General features: G+C 71.5%; 11 protein-coding genes. 2 read left to right on the top strand and 9 right to left on the bottom strand.

Annotated features, from left to right (window positions below):
• Nucleotides 1-6 precede the first annotated feature (6 nt).
• The gene (locus QCD70_RS11485) at nt 7-2,313 is read right to left on the bottom strand and encodes an adenylate/guanylate cyclase domain-containing protein (protein WP_301216304.1); all 2,307 of its coding nucleotides are present in this window, start codon (nt 2,311-2,313) and stop codon (nt 7-9) included.
• 101 nt (nt 2,314-2,414) lie between these two features.
• Between QCD70_RS11485 and QCD70_RS11480 the strand changes: the two genes are divergently transcribed.
• Nucleotides 2,415-2,990: a TetR/AcrR family transcriptional regulator gene (locus QCD70_RS11480; protein ID WP_301216302.1), complete on the top strand. Its 576-nt coding sequence runs from the start codon at nt 2,415-2,417 to the stop codon at nt 2,988-2,990.
• Nucleotides 2,991-3,142: 152 nt separating this feature from the next.
• Nucleotides 3,143-4,651, top strand: a complete 1,509-nt coding sequence (locus QCD70_RS11475) for a CoA-acylating methylmalonate-semialdehyde dehydrogenase (RefSeq protein ID WP_301216301.1) — start codon at nt 3,143-3,145, stop codon at nt 4,649-4,651.
• 53 nt (nt 4,652-4,704) lie between these two features.
• Here the strand turns inward: QCD70_RS11475 and QCD70_RS11470 are convergent, their stop codons facing one another.
• From QCD70_RS11470 to QCD70_RS11435, 8 genes are all read right to left on the bottom strand, one after another.
• The gene (locus tag QCD70_RS11470) at nt 4,705-6,234 is read right to left on the bottom strand and encodes a PucR family transcriptional regulator (protein ID WP_301216299.1); all 1,530 of its coding nucleotides are present in this window, start codon (nt 6,232-6,234) and stop codon (nt 4,705-4,707) included.
• A 56-nt stretch (nt 6,235-6,290) separates the two neighbouring features.
• Nucleotides 6,291-8,654, bottom strand: a complete 2,364-nt coding sequence (locus tag QCD70_RS11465; protein WP_301216297.1) for an alpha/beta hydrolase-fold protein — start codon at nt 8,652-8,654, stop codon at nt 6,291-6,293.
• Between the two features lie 62 nt (nt 8,655-8,716).
• Entirely contained in the window at nt 8,717-9,565 is an 849-nt protein-coding gene (locus QCD70_RS11460) for an HpcH/HpaI aldolase/citrate lyase family protein (RefSeq protein ID WP_301216295.1), read from the bottom strand.
• Nucleotides 9,562-10,752: a CaiB/BaiF CoA transferase family protein gene (locus QCD70_RS11455; RefSeq protein WP_301216293.1), complete on the bottom strand. Its 1,191-nt coding sequence runs from the start codon at nt 10,750-10,752 to the stop codon at nt 9,562-9,564. Before QCD70_RS11455 ends, QCD70_RS11460 begins: the two co-directional genes overlap by 4 nt.
• Complete coding sequence (locus QCD70_RS11450) at nt 10,749-12,830, bottom strand: SUMF1/EgtB/PvdO family nonheme iron enzyme (protein WP_301216291.1); 2,082 nt, start codon at nt 12,828-12,830, stop codon at nt 10,749-10,751. Before QCD70_RS11450 ends, QCD70_RS11455 begins: the two co-directional genes overlap by 4 nt.
• Nucleotides 12,814-13,713, bottom strand: coding sequence for a ribokinase (locus tag QCD70_RS11445; RefSeq protein WP_301216289.1), 900 nt, complete (start codon nt 13,711-13,713; stop codon nt 12,814-12,816). Before QCD70_RS11445 ends, QCD70_RS11450 begins: the two co-directional genes overlap by 17 nt.
• Nucleotides 13,710-15,086, bottom strand: a complete 1,377-nt coding sequence (locus QCD70_RS11440) for an ADP-ribosylglycohydrolase family protein (RefSeq protein ID WP_301216287.1) — start codon at nt 15,084-15,086, stop codon at nt 13,710-13,712. The genes QCD70_RS11445 and QCD70_RS11440 overlap by 4 nt, the downstream gene beginning before the upstream one ends.
• Nucleotides 15,086-16,228, bottom strand: a complete 1,143-nt coding sequence (locus QCD70_RS11435) for an ADP-ribosylglycohydrolase family protein (protein WP_301216285.1) — start codon at nt 16,226-16,228, stop codon at nt 15,086-15,088. Before QCD70_RS11435 ends, QCD70_RS11440 begins: the two co-directional genes overlap by 1 nt.
• Nucleotides 16,229-16,414 lie beyond the last annotated feature (186 nt).

Genomic DNA, 16,414 nt, shown 5'->3' with positions numbered 1-16,414 from the left:
GCACGGTCACGTGCCGGCCGGCGACGTGGCCACCTCGCGGGCGAGCTCCTCGAGGTCGCGCACGGTGCGCCCGTCGGCGTCGCGTCCGGCCGGATTCGCCAGCGGCCACACGTCGATGGCCTGTTCGTAGAGGCGCGTGGCCGCGGTCGCCGCGCCGAGCCGTCGGGCCGAATCCGCTGCGGCCAGCAGCCAGTGAACGGCGCGGCGCGCGGCCGATTCGGTGGATGCCGAGGGTGCGGTCTGCAGCTGCAGTGCGTCGACGAGGTGCTGGGCGATGACAGCCGCGGCCCGCGATCCCTCGTCGGGCGCGCTCTCGAGGAAGTCGACCGTGGCGAGGTGCCGCTCGCTGCGCGACCTGCGCGACTGCATCTCGTAGGCCACCTGGCGGATCAGCGGGTGGCTGAAGACGTACTGCCCTCGCTCCGACGACAGCGGGTCGGTGATCGAGATGAGGATGCCGCGGGTCTCGAGCGTGGCGACGTCGGCGGCGAGGTCGCCCGGCGAGCGCCGCGACACCGCAGCAAGCGCGGGCATGGAGAAGGAGAATCCGAGCACCGCGGCGAGCTGGGCCACCAGCCGCGCACCCGGCTCGAGCGCGTCGAGGCGCGACGCGATGAGCACGCGCAGGCTGGCAGGGGGCTCGGCGTCGGCCAGCATCCGGGCGCTGATTCCCGGGGCGAGTCGGAGGCCCTGGGGAGTGTCCTCGAGCAGGCCGTCGTCGACGAGGCTGCGCAGCAGCTCGCGCGCGTAGAGGGGAACGCCGCCGACGCGGGCGGAGAGCAGGTGCAGCACGTCGCGGGGCAGCTCGGGGGCGAGCCCGGCGATGAGCGCGACGATCGACTCCTCGTCGAGCGGCGAGAGCTCGAGCAGCGTGGTGTTCTCGCCCAGGCCGACGGCGGGCCGGCGCACGAGCAGCTCTGGTCGAGTGACGATCACGACCAGCACGGGTGCGGGGTTCTCTCTGCGCAGATGTTCCACGAAGTCGAGAAGGCCGTCGTCGGCCCAGTGGGCGTCTTCGATCACCCAGACGACGGGAGCGTTCTCTCCGGCGGACATCCGCTCGAACCACAGCGACCACGCGGCGAAGTACTCGTCGCGACCGAAGCCCGCGGAACCGGAGTTCAGCAGCGGAGCGCCGTGGGCATCGGCGCCCAGCAGCGGCGCGAGGCGCTCGCACATCCAGTCGAGATCGTCGAGCTGCGTCGAGTTCGCCGGCGTCCAGCTCACGAGCTTGGTGCGCAGGCGACCCAGCGCCACCGCCTCGCTCTCGCCCTCGACCGAGCCGATGCGCGAGCGCACGGCCGACGACAGCGCCGAGTACGAGACGCCCTCGCCATACGAGAGGCAGCGCGCCGAGTGCCACATGATGGCCATCGGCACGTGGTCGAGGTGGTCGCGCAGTTCGAGTACGAGGCGGCTCTTGCCCACGCCGGCGTCGGCCGAGACGACCGCGACGTGCGGACGGCCGGTGGCCACGACACGGTCGAAGGATGCGGTGAGCACGTCGCGCTCGGCATCGCGCCCGACCAGCGTGGTGAGGATCTCGGCGGCGGGCGCCGCGCCCGATCCGGTCTCGGAGATGACGCGGAGCGCGGGGTAGGCCGGCACCTCGTCGGCGATCCCCTTGATCGCGATGCGGATCTCGCGTCCGAAGTCGATGCGATCCACGGTGAGGGTGCGCGTGTGCACGTCGGTGAGCACGGTCGCGGGAGCGGCCGCTCCCTGCAGACGGGCGGCCAGATTGACGGCGGCACCGGTGACCATGCCCTCGCCGGCCGCCCCGAGCACGACGGCGACCTCATCGGTCACGACGCCGACGCGCACGGCGAGGGCGCCCATGCCGGATGCCCGACCGTAGTCCCCCACGGCCCGCGTCAGTTCGAGGGCGGCGCGCACGGCACGCTCGGCGTCGTCCTCCCGGGTGCGGGTCGCACCCCAGACCGCCATCACGGCGTCGCCGATGAACTTCTCGACGACACCGCCGAGCGATTCGATCGTGCTGCGGCAGAGGGCGAAGTAGCCCGAGAGCAGTTCGCGTACGTCTTCGGCGTCGGTGCGCTCGGCGAGTTCGGTGAAGCCCACGAGGTCGGCGAACAGGATGCTCGTGAAGCGTCGTTCGGCGGGCTGCGGGTCTGCCGTGCCCGGCAGCGCAGCCCCGCACTGGAAGCAGAAGTTCGCGGCGTCGACCGATCGCGCGCCGCAGGCGGGGCAGATGCGGTCACCGGCTGTCGCGGAGGAGTCGGAGCCTGTGCTCGACGAGGGCGCCGGGCTCGACGAGGGCGACGTGCTCCCTCTCTCGCCGTGACCCCACATGCCCCTCATTTTAGGCACGGGAGGATCGGGCACATTACACCTCCTCGGCGGAAGCCGCCTGAGAGTGCGCACACGGCACACGGGCTTGGTAAACTACCACGATGGCTCGTACCCGGGAGTTCGACGATGAGATGCTGCGCCATGCCTCACGCGAGCTGTTCTGGAGCAATGGATTCGCGAACACGTCGATCGGCGACATCTCGGCGGCCACCAGGGTCGGCAACGGCAGCATCTATGCCGCCTACGGCAGCAAGTTCGATCTCTTCTTCGCCATTCTCGAGTCGTACTGCCAGACACGCATCGACATCGTGAGCGCGGCCATGTCGGTCGGCAGCACGGCAGCGGAGTCGATCCGCGAGTTCTTCGACGTGATCGTGGCCGACTGCTCTGACCAGCGAGACCGACGCGGATGCCTCATGCTCAACAGCGTCGCCGAATTCGGCGGCAGAGACGCTCGGGTCATCGAGCTGTGCCGCACGACGACCGACACGATGGAGCGATTGGTCTCCGAGCGATTGGCCGACGCGCACGAGACGTCACCCCAGGCACGAGCTGCAGAGGTGCTGGCAGCGCAGATCATCCTCGTGTCGCAGGGCCTCATCCAGATGAGCAAACTGCAGGTGCCGCGCGAGAAGCTGGCCGCCATCGCCGACGCATACTGCGACGGGCTCGCCTAGCTCTCGACCTCCCGGCAACGACCCGCCACAACGGCGAACGAAGCGGCCCGGATTGGACAGATCCGCACTGCACCGGAGACCGATCAGGCGGTAGCGTGACTGCAGGGGCGGCTCCGGCCGTGGCCTCTCTATCGACTAAGAGGAGCAGTTCAATGACCGACACCACCGAGAATCAGCCCATCGTGCATCACTGGGTCGACGGCGCCGAGTACCTGTCGACATCCGGCCGCACCGCCCCCGTGTACGACCCGGCCCTCGGTGTGGTGACCAAGCAGGTGGCCCTGGCCGACCAGGCCGAGATCGACGCGGTCGTGGCGAGCGCGAAGGCGGCATTCCCCGGCTGGCGCGACACGTCGATCACGAAGCGGCAGCAGGTTCTCTTCACGTTCCGCGAGCTGCTGGCGTCGCGCAAAGCCGAACTCGCCGACATCCTCACGTCGGAGCACGGCAAGGTGCTCTCCGACGCCCTGGGCGAGATCACCCGCGGCCTCGAGGTCGTCGAGCTCGCCACCGGATTCCCGCACCTCATCAAGGGCGAATACTCCGAGAACGTGTCGACCGGTGTCGACGTGTACTCGCTGCGGCAGCCGCTCGGCGTCGTCGGCGTGATCAGCCCGTTCAACTTTCCGGCCATGGTGCCGATGTGGTTCTTCCCGATCGCGATCGCGGCGGGCAACACGGTGGTGCTGAAGCCGAGCGAGAAAGACCCGTCGGCGGCGAACTGGCTCGCCGAGCTCTTCACCGAGGCGGGACTGCCCGACGGCGTGTTCAACGTGCTGCACGGCGACAAGGTCGCGGTCGACGGCCTACTCGAGCACCCCGATGTGAAGAGCATCTCGTTCGTGGGCTCCACGCCGATCGCCCAGTACATCTATGAGACGGCCGCCAAGAACGGCAAGCGCGTGCAGGCTCTCGGCGGCGCGAAGAACCACATGCTGGTGCTGCCCGACGCCGACCTCGACCTCACCGCCGACGCGGCGATCAACGCCGGCTTCGGCTCAGCGGGCGAGCGCTGCATGGCCATCTCGGTGGTCGTGGCGGTCGAGCCGGTCGCCGACGAACTGATCGAAAAGGTCACGCAGCGCATGTCCACGCTGAAGACCGGCGACGGTCGACGCAACTGCGACATGGGTCCGCTCGTGACCGAGGCGCACCGCGACAAGGTGGCCGGCTACATCGACATCGCGGCGACCGACGGCGCGACGGTCGTGGTCGACGGACGCGGCATCGAGGTCGACGGTGCGGCCGAGGGATTCTGGCTCGGCCCGACGCTCCTCGACAACGTGCCCGTCACCTCCCGCGCGTATACAGAGGAGATCTTCGGACCGGTGCTGTCCGTGGTTCGGGTGTCGTCGTACGAGGAGGGCGTGGCGCTCATCAACAACGGTGCCTTCGGCAACGGAACCGCGATCTTCACGAACGACGGAGGGGCCGCGCGCCGCTTCCAGAACGAGATCGAGGTGGGCATGATCGGCATCAACGTGCCGATTCCTGTGCCCGTGGCGTACTACTCGTTCGGCGGATTCAAGGACTCGATCTTCGGCTCGAACAAGGCATACGGCGTGCACGGCTTCGACTTCTTCACCCGCGAGAAGGCCGTGACCAGCCGGTGGCTCGACCCGTCGCACGGCGGAATCAACCTGGGCTTCCCCCAGAACTAGCGCGTCGGGCGGCCGCACAGGCCGCCCTTCGACAAGCTCAGGGAACGACAAGCTCAGGGAACGGGGCGGGGCGGCTCCGCGAAGGTGAGGGCGGCCCACAGCTCCGCCCTGTCGGCGAAGCGGTCGAGGTCGAGGCCGAGCAGCTGCTGCACGATCGCGAGGCGCGCCCGCAGCGTGTGCCGATGCACGCCCAGCGCCTTCGCCGCCGGGTCCCACGCCCCGTTCGCGTCGAGCCAGGCGGCGGCGCTGGCGAGCAGCACGTCGACATCACCCCGTCCGGATGCCGTGAGCGGCTCGAGCACGCGCGCCGCGACATCCTGGGCCCCGGCCCGGGCGAGAACGCCCAGCATGCCCGATCCGGCGAGTTCCCCGAACGCGGCCGTCGGACGCTCCGGCGTCGTGACCGACAAGGCGCGGCGGGCCTCGGCGAGGCCCCGGGTCAGCTCGGTCCAGGCGACGGGCGCGGAGGTGCCCGACCTGATCGAGAGACGATCGAACTGCGGAGGGAGAGCACCCGTTGCCGACGACGCCACCAGCACGAGCTCGTCGTCGCGTTCGGCGAAGAACACCGTGCCCCGACGACGCTCCGCCAGGAGCTCCAGCTCGGTGAGCAGGGACTCGGGCACATCGGCGGCTGCGGCGACCGTGACGGTCAGCGGCTCCGCCGGTAGATCGCCCCACAGCCTGCGGGCCGTTCTCTGGGCTCCCTCGACGTTGCCCTCGAGCAGCAGTTCGAACAGACCGCTGCGCAGGTCGCGGCGCGCACCCTCGAGCGCGCGACTCTGCTCGAGCGCGATGGACGCGAGCGCGATGACGCTCGTCACAAGGTCGGCTCCCGCGCCGTCGAGGGGCGCCAGGGTTCCCAGTGCCAGCACCCCGCGCAGGCTGCCGCCGCTGCCGAGCGTCTGCAGGACGACGCCGCCGTCGGCGGCACTCAGCCTGGCCCCCGCCCGCGATCCCTTCGCGAGAACCTGGCCCACGGCATCCTGCACCGCGTCGTGCAGCGACGCCGGCATGCTGCGCTGGGGCGACGATCGCACCTCGTCGCCCAGGCTGTCGAACAGGACGACCCAGCAGCCGAGCCGGCGCTCGAGCTCGGCGAGGATCGCCTCGAGGCCGTCGGGGCGCAGGGCCGCGAGGGCGATCGAGCGCTGCGCGTCGAGCGACCACTCGAGGCGCTCGCGCTCGTCGAGGGCGATCACGTCGGCGACCGCGCGGATGATGGCGATGAACGGCGTGCGGTCGGCCACCTCGAACAGCGGGATGCCGCGGGTCTCGCAGGCGCGCACGAGGGCGGGCGGAACGTCGTCGTGGATGATGCTCGTGGCGAACCCCAGGCCCAGGATTCCGCGGTCGCGGAGGCGGGCGACGTAGGCGTCGATGTCGGCGTCGGGTGTTCCCGGACGCATCTGGTCGCCGTCGGTCAGCAGCAGCTGCCCCTCCTCGAGCCACGGCGTCGGATCGGGGAAGTCGGAGCTGTGCACCCAGGCGATCGGAGCGTCGAGCTGCGCCAGCTTCTCGCCCGCGAGCAGGCGCAGGTGGAAGCGCTCATCCGCGAGCAGAGTGCGGAGCGAGGTGGGCATCTACCGAGGGTACCGGTGCGGTCTCGTTCCCTGAGCCTGTCGAAGGGCAGCCCCGGTCAGTGACGCTGCGCCTGCGCGCGAACTCGGCGGCGCACCAGCACCGCGGTCGCGCCGAGCAGCAGCAGCATGCCGGCGAGCGCGAGCCGTGCCGTCGCATCCATGCCCGTGAGGCCGAGCATGCCGGCCACGCCCGAGCCCCCGACCGGCGTCGAGCCCGCACCGGCACCGGCGCCCGCACCGGGCGACCCGCCCTCGCCCGGCACCGTGGCGTCGACCCCGACCTCGATCGTCGTGAGGAACACGTCTCCCGACCCGGCATTGGATGCCCCGTCGACGGCCCCGTAGGTGAGCCCCTGAACGAAGGCGGTTCCGTCTCCACGCGCCGACGCGAACAGGTTGCCCTCGTCGTATTCGTCGGCGCCGTCGCGCTGCGGGGTTCCGAACTGGCTGCGCGCCGTCTCGGCACCGGATGCGTCGAGCGTCGCGGTGAACACGTCGACTCCGCCGGCGCCGCCCTCGGCGAAGCGCCCCGCTGTGTGGCCGACGAGCACGACGCCGCCGTCGGCGCCGGCGACCAGGGCCGCGCCCCTGTCATCGTCGGCCGTTCCGAGCTGCGTCGTGAAGAGGGCTGTGCCGCTCGCATCGAACGAGCGCACGAAGGCCTCGTTGCCGCCGGCGGCCGTGGCTCCCGAGAGCGAGCCCCCGGTGAAGCCGGCCACGACCACTCCCGTGGGAGTCGCGAGCAGGGCACTGACCTGGTCGCCCGCCTCGGTGCCGAACTGCTGCAGCCACTCCCGAGCACCATCGGCCGAGTACTTCGCGATCCACGCGTCGTAGCCGCCCGAGCCCGACGCCCCGGGCATCGACGCCCCGGCCGTTCCGGCCACGTAGACACCGCCGTCGCTCGCCAGGGCCGCCGCGAACGCCTTGTCCTCTCCCGTGCTGCCGACCTGATGCGACCACGCGACCCGGCCATCGGCATCCACCCGCGTGATCATCGCGTCCTTGTCGCCCGCGCTCGACTCGCCCTCGAGGGTTCCCGAGGTGTAGCCCGCGAGGTAGGCGCCGTCGGCGCCGTCGGCCGCGACGCCGTAGGCGCGGTCGGCGGCCGAGGCCGATCCGATGGATGTCTGCCACAGCACGGTTCCGTCGCCGCCGGCCCGGGCGACGAGCACGTCGTCGTTCACGGCGCCCGCGTGGTCGCGCTTCGAGTAGCCGCCCACGATCACCGAGTCGTCGGCGGAGGCGACCACACCGTAGGCGCGGTCGTCGAGCGCGGACGCGATGGCGCTCGACCACACCTCCGAGCCGTCGGCCGCGAAGCGCTGCAGCACGATGTCGAGACCACCGGCACCGCCGACGCCGCCGAGCGCTCCCGCCGCGTTCACGGCCTGCACTCCGCCGCCGTCGGTCAGCGCGAGCACTCCCCCGGCGCGGTCGTCGCCGGCGGTGCCGAGCTGCGTTCCCTCGAAGGGTGCACGAGGCGTGGTCTGCAGGTAGCCCGCGATGTCCTGGATGCCCTCGCGGAACCCCTCCCGCCATACGCCCCAGTCGTGCCCGCCGTTGTAGACGCGGAACTCCGCGGTGATCCCGGGCACGCGCTTGGCCGCGTTGTAGAGCGTCGCCGACTCGTAGTCGATGTCGTGGTTCGCATCGGCCGGGTCGGGGTTCACGTACTCGTCGTCGCCGACCGCGATGAACAGGTGCAGCGGCGACGCCGGGTCGAACGCGGCGAACGTCGCGGGGTAGTTGAGCGAGAGGTAGCGCTGCTCGTCGAAGACCTGGTCGCCCACGCCGTAGGCCCCGAACTCGCGCGCCGACGAGTCGACCGGCGGAGTCGGCACGTACACGGCCGGGCTCAGGATGAGCGCGTTGGCGAAGAGGTCCTGGTGCGCGGTGGCGTAGCGCAGCGCGCCCGCGCCGCCCATGGAGTAGCCGCCCACGACGCGCGATGCGCGGTCGTCGATCGTGGCGTACTTCTGATCGATCGTGGGGATGAGCTCGGTCGTGAACGCGGTCTCGACGGCGACACCGGGCGTCGCACCCCCGGTGTACTGCGAGTCGACGTAGTAGTTTCCGCGCTCGTTCCACGGCGCATCCGGCATCACGACGACCATCGGCGGGATGCTGCCGGCCGCGATCAGCTCGTCGAGGTCGGGGCCGACCTGCTTCCACGCGGCCTGCGTGTCGCCGCGGCCGTGCAGCAGGTAGAGCGTCGGATAGCGCGTGGCACCCGATGCGTCATAGCCCTCGGGCAGGTAGACCGTGTAATCCACGGGACCGCCGATGGCCGAGCTCTCGAACGAACCCTCCTCGAAGGTGCTGCCGGCCGCCTGGGCCGGGGCGGCGGGAAGGGCGAGGATGCCCGCCCCCGTGAGTGCGAGCGCGGCCACGGCCGCGGTCTTCGACGTCCACATCATTGTGTTGCCTCTCTGGATGGTGCTGGATGGTTCGGGTCAGACGACAGGATCAGGCGACAGGGTCAGGCGAAGGGCTCCGCCGCGCGGAGGATCGACCGCGCCCGGCCGAGCATGGCCGCGTCGACCATCTCGCCGCTCGCGAGGGTCGAGACTCCCCCGGCCTCGCCGACGGAGAGGACCTCGCGGGCCCAGTCGAGTTCGGCGTCGGTCGGGGCGAACGCCTCGTGGATGACGGGCAGCTGGCTGGGGTGGACCGCCGACCGTCCGAACCAGCCCGACTCGCGGCCTCGCAGGGTGTCGGCGCGCAGCGCATCCAGATTGCGGATGTCGGGGAACGCCGACATCATCGGCGCCTCGAGCCCTGCCGACCGGGCCGCGTACAGCAGCCGGATGCGGGCATAGTCGAGCACGGCGGGCGCGCGTGTGCCGAGCTCGCTCGCGAGGTCGGATTCGCCGAGCGCGAGCCGGGTCACGGCCGGATGCGCGGCGATCGCGTAGGCGTTCTCGACGCCCAGCGCCGACTCGACGAGGGCGGTCACCGGCAGCCCGGAGGCGAGGCCCGCGAGCACGTCGAGCTGACCGGGCGTCTCGACCTTGGGCACGCGCAGCTCGATCGCCGCGGGTGATGAGGCCAGCGCGCGCACGTCGTCGTCGCCGCGTTCACCGCTGTTGATGCGCACCTGCACCACGGCGAGCGCCGGATGCCGTTCGTCGCCCGGCCTGAACGCGGCGAGCCAGTCGAGCACGGCCTCACGGGCGGCGTCTTTGCGCTCGGGCGCGACCGCGTCCTCGAGGTCGAGGATCACCATGTTCGCGCCGCTCGCCGCCGCCGTCTCGAAGCGATCCGGGCGGTCCCCGGGCACGTACAGAGCGGCGACGATAGGCCGGGCACCGGATGCGCGGGCGCTCACAGGATCCCCCGTTCGCGCAGCGCTGCCCGCTGCTCCGCCGTGATGCCGATCTCGTCGAGCACCTCGTCGGTGTCGTGGCCGTGCGGCCGGCCGCTGAACCGGATCGATCCGGGCGTCTCGGAGAGCCGGAACAGCACGTTCTGCATCTTGACCGGGCCCAGCTCGTCGTCGTCGACGGTCTGAACGGTGCCGAGCGCGGCGTACTGCGGATCGGCGAGGATGCCCCGCACATCGTAGACGGGCGCGACCGCGGCCTGGGCCCTCTCGAACTCCTCGAGCACCACCGCCGTGGGGCGCGCGGCGACCCAGGATGCGACGGCCTCGTCGAGCTCGTCGGCATGCTGGGCCCGGCTGTGCCCGCTCGAGAACCAGGTCTCGTCGACGAGTTCGGGCCGACCGACGAGGGTCATCACGCGCTCGGCGATGGACTGCGAGCTGGTCGAGATGGCGACCCACTCGTCGTCGGCCGTGCGGTACACGTTGCGCGGCGCGTTGTTCACGCTGCGGTTGCCGGTGCGCGCCTGCACGGTTCCGAGCTGGTCGAAGGCCGTGATCTGGCCGCCGAGCAGCATCAGGATGGGCTCGATGATGGCCATGTCGACCACCTGGCCGCGGCCGGTCGCCTCGGCTGAGCGAAGCGCCACCATCACCGCGTAGCTCGTGGCGAGCGCGGCGACGCCGTCGGCGAGGCCGAAGGGCGGCAGGGTCGGCGGCCCGTCGGGCTCGCCCGTGAGCGCGGCGAATCCGCTCATCGCCTCGGCGAGGCTGCCGAAGCCGGGACGGGCCGAGTAGGGCCCGAATTGTCCGAAAGCGGTGACCCTCGCTATGACCAGTGCCGGGTTGGCGGCGAGCAGCGCATCCGGCCCCAGACCCCAGCGCTCGAGCGTGCCGGGCCTGAAGTTCTCGATCAGCACGTCGGCCGTGCGCACGAGCTCGAGCAGCACGGCGGCCCCGTCGGCCTGGCCGAGGTTGAGCGTGACCGTGCGCTTGTTGCGGCCGAGCGTCTTCCACCACAGGTTCACGCCGTCTTTGGCGGGCCCGTGCCCGCGCGAGGCGTCGGGCTTGAGCGGATGCTCGACCTTGATCACGTCGGCCCCGAAGTCGCCCAGGAACGTGGCGGCGAGCGGACCCGCGAAGAGCGTCGAGACGTCGAGAACCCTCACTCCATCGAGAGGCGCGCTGCTCATTCGCCGTCCTCCACGTCCCACGCGAGGCGGAAGCCGATGTTCGGCGACCTCGAGAGCCCCAGCCCCGTGAGCAGGTACTTCAGGCTGAACTCGGGCGCGCGGCGGCCTCCGTCGACGTACCAGTCCGAGCCCTGCGCCTCGAAGTCGGCTCCGCCCTTCAGCTGCACGAAGCGGGTGACGCCGTCGCTATGCTCGCTCTCGGTCCAGTTCCAGACCCACGGCTCTGCCCGTTCGAAGGCCCGGTCGGATGCCGCCAGCTGCCACTCGAATTCGGTGGGCAGGCGGGCCCCGGCCCACGCGGCGTAGGCGCGCGCGTCGTCGAGGTCGATGCAGTTCGCCGCGTCGCCATCCGCCTGGGCGGCGAGCAGGAAGCGGTTGTCGCTCGCGGGCGCGTAGCCCGTGTCGGCCACGAAGCGATCGAACTCGGCGCGGGTGACCTCGCGACGGGCGACGGCGACGCGGCCGGTCTCCACCGTGACCTCGAGGCTGCGGTCGTCGTGCAGCCGGGGCGGCAGCGGCTTCCACTCCTCGACGTAGGGAGCCTCGCCGTAGAGTCCCGTCTCGCGACGGCGGAAGCGCACGACGAGTTCGTGCGTCGCGGCGTCGATCACGACCGAGTCCGCAGGTGCCGCCGCGACCGGCGCCGGCGCCGGCACCCGTCGCACGGCCTCGCGCGCGGGGAACCTCGAGTCGGCGCTGGGCGCATCCGCGGCGGCCTCGGCGAGGAGCCCGCGGAGAACATCGGAGTGCGGCTCCGCCACAACCGGCGATGTCGCATCCGGAACCGTCGTACCCGCGCGCGCCCTCTCGCGCACGATCGCGGTGACGCCTCGGGCGGGAACGACGACGCCCTCGGGGCCGACGATGCGCCCGGCCGTCGCATCCCACAGCACGCCCGAGCCGTGCTCGCCCGTCAGGGCCGGGCCTGTGTAGTCCGAACCCGAGCGGTTGACGAGCGTGTAGACATCGACCTCGTCCGTCGACCAGCGCGAGGCGTAGACGCCGTGCTCGAGGGCGTGGGCGGAGGCGCCGTCGAGCGGCACCCAGTCGCCCGAAACGAACACGTCGCCGAGGGCGCGCTGCACCCGCAGCATACGCCGCAGCGTCGACCGGTCGCGGGCGTTCCAGCCCACCCAGACGCCGAAGACCGTGTCCCAGACGAGCATGCCCGTGCCGTTCATAAAGGCCGACTGCAGCTCGGAGCTGTGGTCGCGATTCCAGCGGCGGGTGGAGTGCATCATGTGCCGACGCTCGAACCAGTGGGCGCGCATCACGCCGGGCGCCTCGCTGTCGTCGAACCACTGCGCCCAGCTCAGCTGGTGGTCTTCGATGCGCACGTTGGGAACACGCGACTCGCCCTCGAGCGCGCGCGGCGGCGACGACTCGCGCAGGGCCGTGACGAGCGCGCGGTCGCCCTCCTTCATCGTGTCGAGGAAGACGCCGTCGACGCCCAGCTCGTCGACGATCAGGGCGAGCTCTGCCGCGTCGTCGTTGTCGGCGCGGCGCGTCCCCGTGTCCCACGGGTTGTAGTCGATGAACACGCGGATGCCGAGCCGCTGGAACTCGGCGATGAGCTCGCGGAGACCGGGAACGTCGCGGTAGTAGTCGAACTGGTTGCGATCGTCGACGCCGATCACCGGGTAGGCGTGCCAGAGCACCACGCCGTCGACACCTCCGAAAGCGGTCGTCGCGTCGACGAAACGCTGCACGTCGAAGCGCTCCGCCTCGGCGTCGAAGAGCCGCTCGTCCCAGAGCCACACGAGGGCGACGGATGCGCAGTGCTGGGTCCAGCGCGAGGTGACGTCGTCGTAGGCCGCGCCCGAGTAGTCGATGCGGCGGTGGGCGTCGGCGCGCCAGGCCGCGAGCGCCTCACGCCAGGCGGGCCACTCGGCCGGGTCCGCGGGAGCCGCGAAGATCTTGGCGATGTCGCCCACTGCCTCATCGAGCGCGCCGGTCAGCGGCAGCTCGGTCGCGCGGTCGATCGGGCGCGGCACCAGCGGGTCGAACTCGTTGGTGTTGGCCTCGTCGGGGTCGTGAACAGGTTCGACGGCGGGCAGGACGTCAGAGCGATGAGACAAGAGCGTCGATCTCCTTGCGATCGGGAATGGAGGGCACAGCTCCCACGCGCTGCACCGAGAGGGCGGAGGCCGCGGTCGCGAAGCGCACAGCCGAGGGCATGTCGAGCCCCTCGTCGAGCGCGGTGGCGAAGGCGCCGCAGAACGTGTCGCCGGCCCCCGTGGTATCGACGGCCTCGACCTCGTGAGCATCCACCCGCGTGAGCTCGGCGTCGCCGCGATGCAGCAGCGCCGAACCGGCCGACCCGAGGGTGATGATGACGCTCGGCACGTCGCGGGTGAGCGCCCGTGCCCGCGAGAACAGGTCGCGCGCGTCGTCGCCGGCGAGCTGAGCCGCCTCGGTCTCGTTCACGATCAGCACGTCGACGAGCGCGAGCAGCTCGGAGGGCAGAGGCCGCACCGGCGCCGCGTTCAGCAGCACGCGCGTTCCCGCGGCGCGGGCGATGGCGGCGGCCACGCGCACGGTCTCGAGGGGGATCTCGAGCTGCAGCACGAGCACGTCCGCGTCGCGGATGAGCTGCGCCTGGTCGTCGGCGAGCGAGGTGAACAGCGCGTTCGTTCCCTGGTTCACCACGATCGTGTTCTCGGCGTGCGCGTCGACGGTGATGAGCGCGGTGCCGGTCTCGCCGGCGGTGACGCGCGTCGCATCCACGACCCCGGCGCCGCGCAGGCTGTCGCGCAGCAGCGCCCCCGCGTCGTCGTCGCCGAGCAGCGCGACGAACGTGGTCGCCGCACCGGCACGGGCGGCCGCGACGGCCTGGTTGACGCCCTTGCCACCCGGATGCCGGCCGCCGCCCGTCGCAAGCACGGTCTCGCCGGGCGCGGGGATCGCCTCGACCGTGTAGACGAGGTCGAGGTTGGCGCTTCCGACCACGATGACGCTCATCGGGCGGCCTGCGCGAGGGTCGGCACGAGCGCGCCCGTGCGGGCGGCGAGCTCGTCGAAGCCGATGCCGTCGAAGCCAGGGATCGACGTGGCGAGCCGATTGTGCAGCGGCTCGATCCATGCCGGCGGCAGCGCGGCGGCTCCGGTGAGGGCGCCCGCGATCGCACCGGCGGTGGCCCCCACCGAGTCCGTGTCCCATCCGCCCATCACGGCGATCGAGATCGCCGTCGCGAAGTCGCCGTCGGAGCGCACGAGCGCGAACGCCAGCAGCGCGCTGTTGTTGAGCGCGTGCACCCAGTGCAGGTGACCGAACCCGGCGGCGAGCGCGTCGAGGCCCTCGTCGATCGAGAGATCGGATGCGCCCAGCTCGGCGCCGCGCAGGATGGCCGCGGCGTAGCGGCTGCCCTCGGGAACCGCCGAGAGCCCGGCCGCGATCACCTCGTGCACCGACGAGGCGACGAGCGCCGCGGAGCTGGCAGCCGCGACGAACAGCGCACCGTAGAGCCCGCTGCGTCGATGGCTGAGCCATGCGTCGCGGTGAGCGAGCGCGGCCGCGGCGTGGGGGTCGCCGGGCCGCGCCCAGCCATAGACATCGGTGCGGATCTGCGCACCGATCCAATCCTGGAACGGGTTCTGCACCGTGGCCGCCACGTCGGGCTCGTGCCCCTCGAGCAAATTGCGGTAGACGATGCGCTCGGCCGTGAACACGCGGCCTCCGGGCAGATTCGCGAGCCACGAGAGCGCCACCTCGTCGGTCGTGAAGTCGGCCCCCGCGCGCTCGAGCAGTTCGAGGGCGATCAGGGGAAAGTTGAGGTCGTCGTCCTCGGGCATGCCGTCGATGTTCTCGACGAGGCTCGTGGGGCGGCTGCGCCGGTTCCACGGGTACCGCGCGGCGACGGCCGGGTCGAGTCCCTGCTCTGTGAAGTACGACGAGACCGGCCAGTTGCCGGTCGACTGCGCGATGGCGCGGATGCCCTCGCGCGAGATCTTCTCCACGGGCTTGCCGAGCAGGCAGCCGGCGGCCCTGCCCAGCCAGGCCCCGAGCATCCGGTCGCCGAACGAGCGGGCAGAGGCTGCCGGCAGTTCGGGCGGCTGCGGCGCCAGGTCGAGAATGGCGGCGAAGCCGTCGGGCTCTGCGGCGACGAGCGCACCGGGAAGCGGCAACTCGTCGATGCGGGCGAGCAGCGCTCGCCCGAGCTCGCGCAGCTCGGGCGAGGCGGGCACGGGTGAGGCACCGCTGACGGCGGCGTTCGGCGATCCGCCCGCGGCCACCCATTCCGCCTCGAGCGCCGACACGTCGACCCCGTCGAGGCGAGCGGCGGCCAGCGCGTGCGGCACCAGGTCCTCGGGCTGGGTCCAGCTCAATCGCAGCATCAGAGTGCCCGCGTGAGCGCCGACATCGAGGCCGCGCGGGCCTCGGCGCGGGCGCAGTCCTTCTCGAACACCTCACGCGCGACGGCCGCGATGCGCGGGCCGGTGGCCGTGATGTCGATGCGGCTGCCCTGCGTGACGGCGTCGACCCACTCGCCCGGAACCGCCTCGAGCCCGTGCAGCGCGCCCGCGATCGACCCGGCCATCACGGCGATCGAGTCGGAGTCTCGGCCGTAGTTGATCGAGCCGAGAACGGCCTCGCTGTAGTCTCCTCCGCCGACCACGAGCATGCCGAGGGCGATGGGCAGCTCCTCGATCGACTTCGTGCGGCTCGGGATGCGGGCATCGCGGGCGGGCGCCCGGTAGTTCGGGCCGACGGTGTCGAACGGCTCGACGGCCGAGCGCAGGTGGGCGAGCGAGTCGCGCCAGTCGCTGCGGGTGGATGCGGCCTCGACGACCGATTCGATCGCGTCGCGCGTGCCGTCCTTCGCGAGCCGTAGGGCGACATCCAGAACGCTCGAGACGGTCGCGCCGACGCGCATCGCCTCGGCGACCGCCGCCGCGTAGACACCGGCCGCCTCGCGGCCGTAGCTCGACTGGTGGGCGCCGGCCACGTCGACGGCCTCGGCATAGGCGGTGTCGGGCGATCCGGCGTTGATGATTCCGATGGGGGCCGCGTACATGGTGGCGCCGCAGTTCACGATGTTGCCGACGCCCGCCTCGCGGGGGTCGATGTGGCCGTAGTGGATGCGCGCGACCAGCCACTTCTCGGCGAGGAAGATGCGCTGCAGCAGGATCGCGTCGGTCTCGAGCTCGGGGATCCACTGGCGTTCGCCGATGAGGCGCGGAACGAACTGCTCGGCGATCGCGTAGGCGTCGAGGTGGTCGCGCACCTCGTCGTAGACGTCGACGAGCGCGTTTGTCATGAGGGTGTCATCGGTGATGTGGCCGTCGCCCTTGTGATACGGAGCGATGGGCCGGGCGTTGCGCCAGTCCGCGAGGAACGGCGGCACGACTCCCGTGATGAATCCGTCGTAGCGTTCCTGGATGGCCTCGGGTGTGTTGCCCTCCGCGGCTCCTCCCAGGGCGTCGCCCACTGCGGCGCCCGCGAGAGCCCCGGTCGCCTTGTCTTCGAGCAGATCCATCCTGAAGTCTCCTTGTGTTCCGGCAGGTCTGGCCGGCTGAGTGTCGTGTGTCATGGGGTGTGGTCCGGTGCTGAGGCCGAGGGGGGGGGGGGGGGGGGGGCCCCCCCCCCCCGCGGCGGTCGGTTCTACTGCAGGCTGGACTTGCCGCCGTAGATGTCGTCGAGCAGGGAGTTGTCGAAGAGCGAC

It is taken from the genome of Agreia sp. PsM10 (assembly GCF_030433855.1).
Classification (GTDB): Bacteria; Actinomycetota; Actinomycetes; order Actinomycetales; family Microbacteriaceae; genus Agreia.
Note: the sequence above shows the minus strand (reverse complement) of the source record. Positions and strands in the feature narration are given on the sequence as shown.

Coding starts and splice junctions, on each gene's coding strand:
- QCD70_RS11485 (WP_301216304.1), bottom strand. CDS start 2,313: ATGTGGGGTCACGGCGAGAGAGGGAGCACGTCGCCCTCGTCGAGCCCG.
- QCD70_RS11480 (WP_301216302.1), top strand. CDS start 2,415: ATGGCTCGTACCCGGGAGTTCGACGATGAGATGCTGCGCCATGCCTCA.
- QCD70_RS11475 (WP_301216301.1), top strand. CDS start 3,143: ATGACCGACACCACCGAGAATCAGCCCATCGTGCATCACTGGGTCGAC.
- QCD70_RS11470 (WP_301216299.1), bottom strand. CDS start 6,234: ATGCCCACCTCGCTCCGCACTCTGCTCGCGGATGAGCGCTTCCACCTG.
- QCD70_RS11465 (WP_301216297.1), bottom strand. CDS start 8,654: ATGATGTGGACGTCGAAGACCGCGGCCGTGGCCGCGCTCGCACTCACG.
- QCD70_RS11455 (WP_301216293.1), bottom strand. CDS start 10,752: ATGAGCAGCGCGCCTCTCGATGGAGTGAGGGTTCTCGACGTCTCGACG.
- QCD70_RS11445 (WP_301216289.1), bottom strand. CDS start 13,713: ATGAGCGTCATCGTGGTCGGAAGCGCCAACCTCGACCTCGTCTACACG.
- QCD70_RS11440 (WP_301216287.1), bottom strand. CDS start 15,086: ATGCTGCGATTGAGCTGGACCCAGCCCGAGGACCTGGTGCCGCACGCG.
- QCD70_RS11435 (WP_301216285.1), bottom strand. CDS start 16,228: ATGGATCTGCTCGAAGACAAGGCGACCGGGGCTCTCGCGGGCGCCGCA.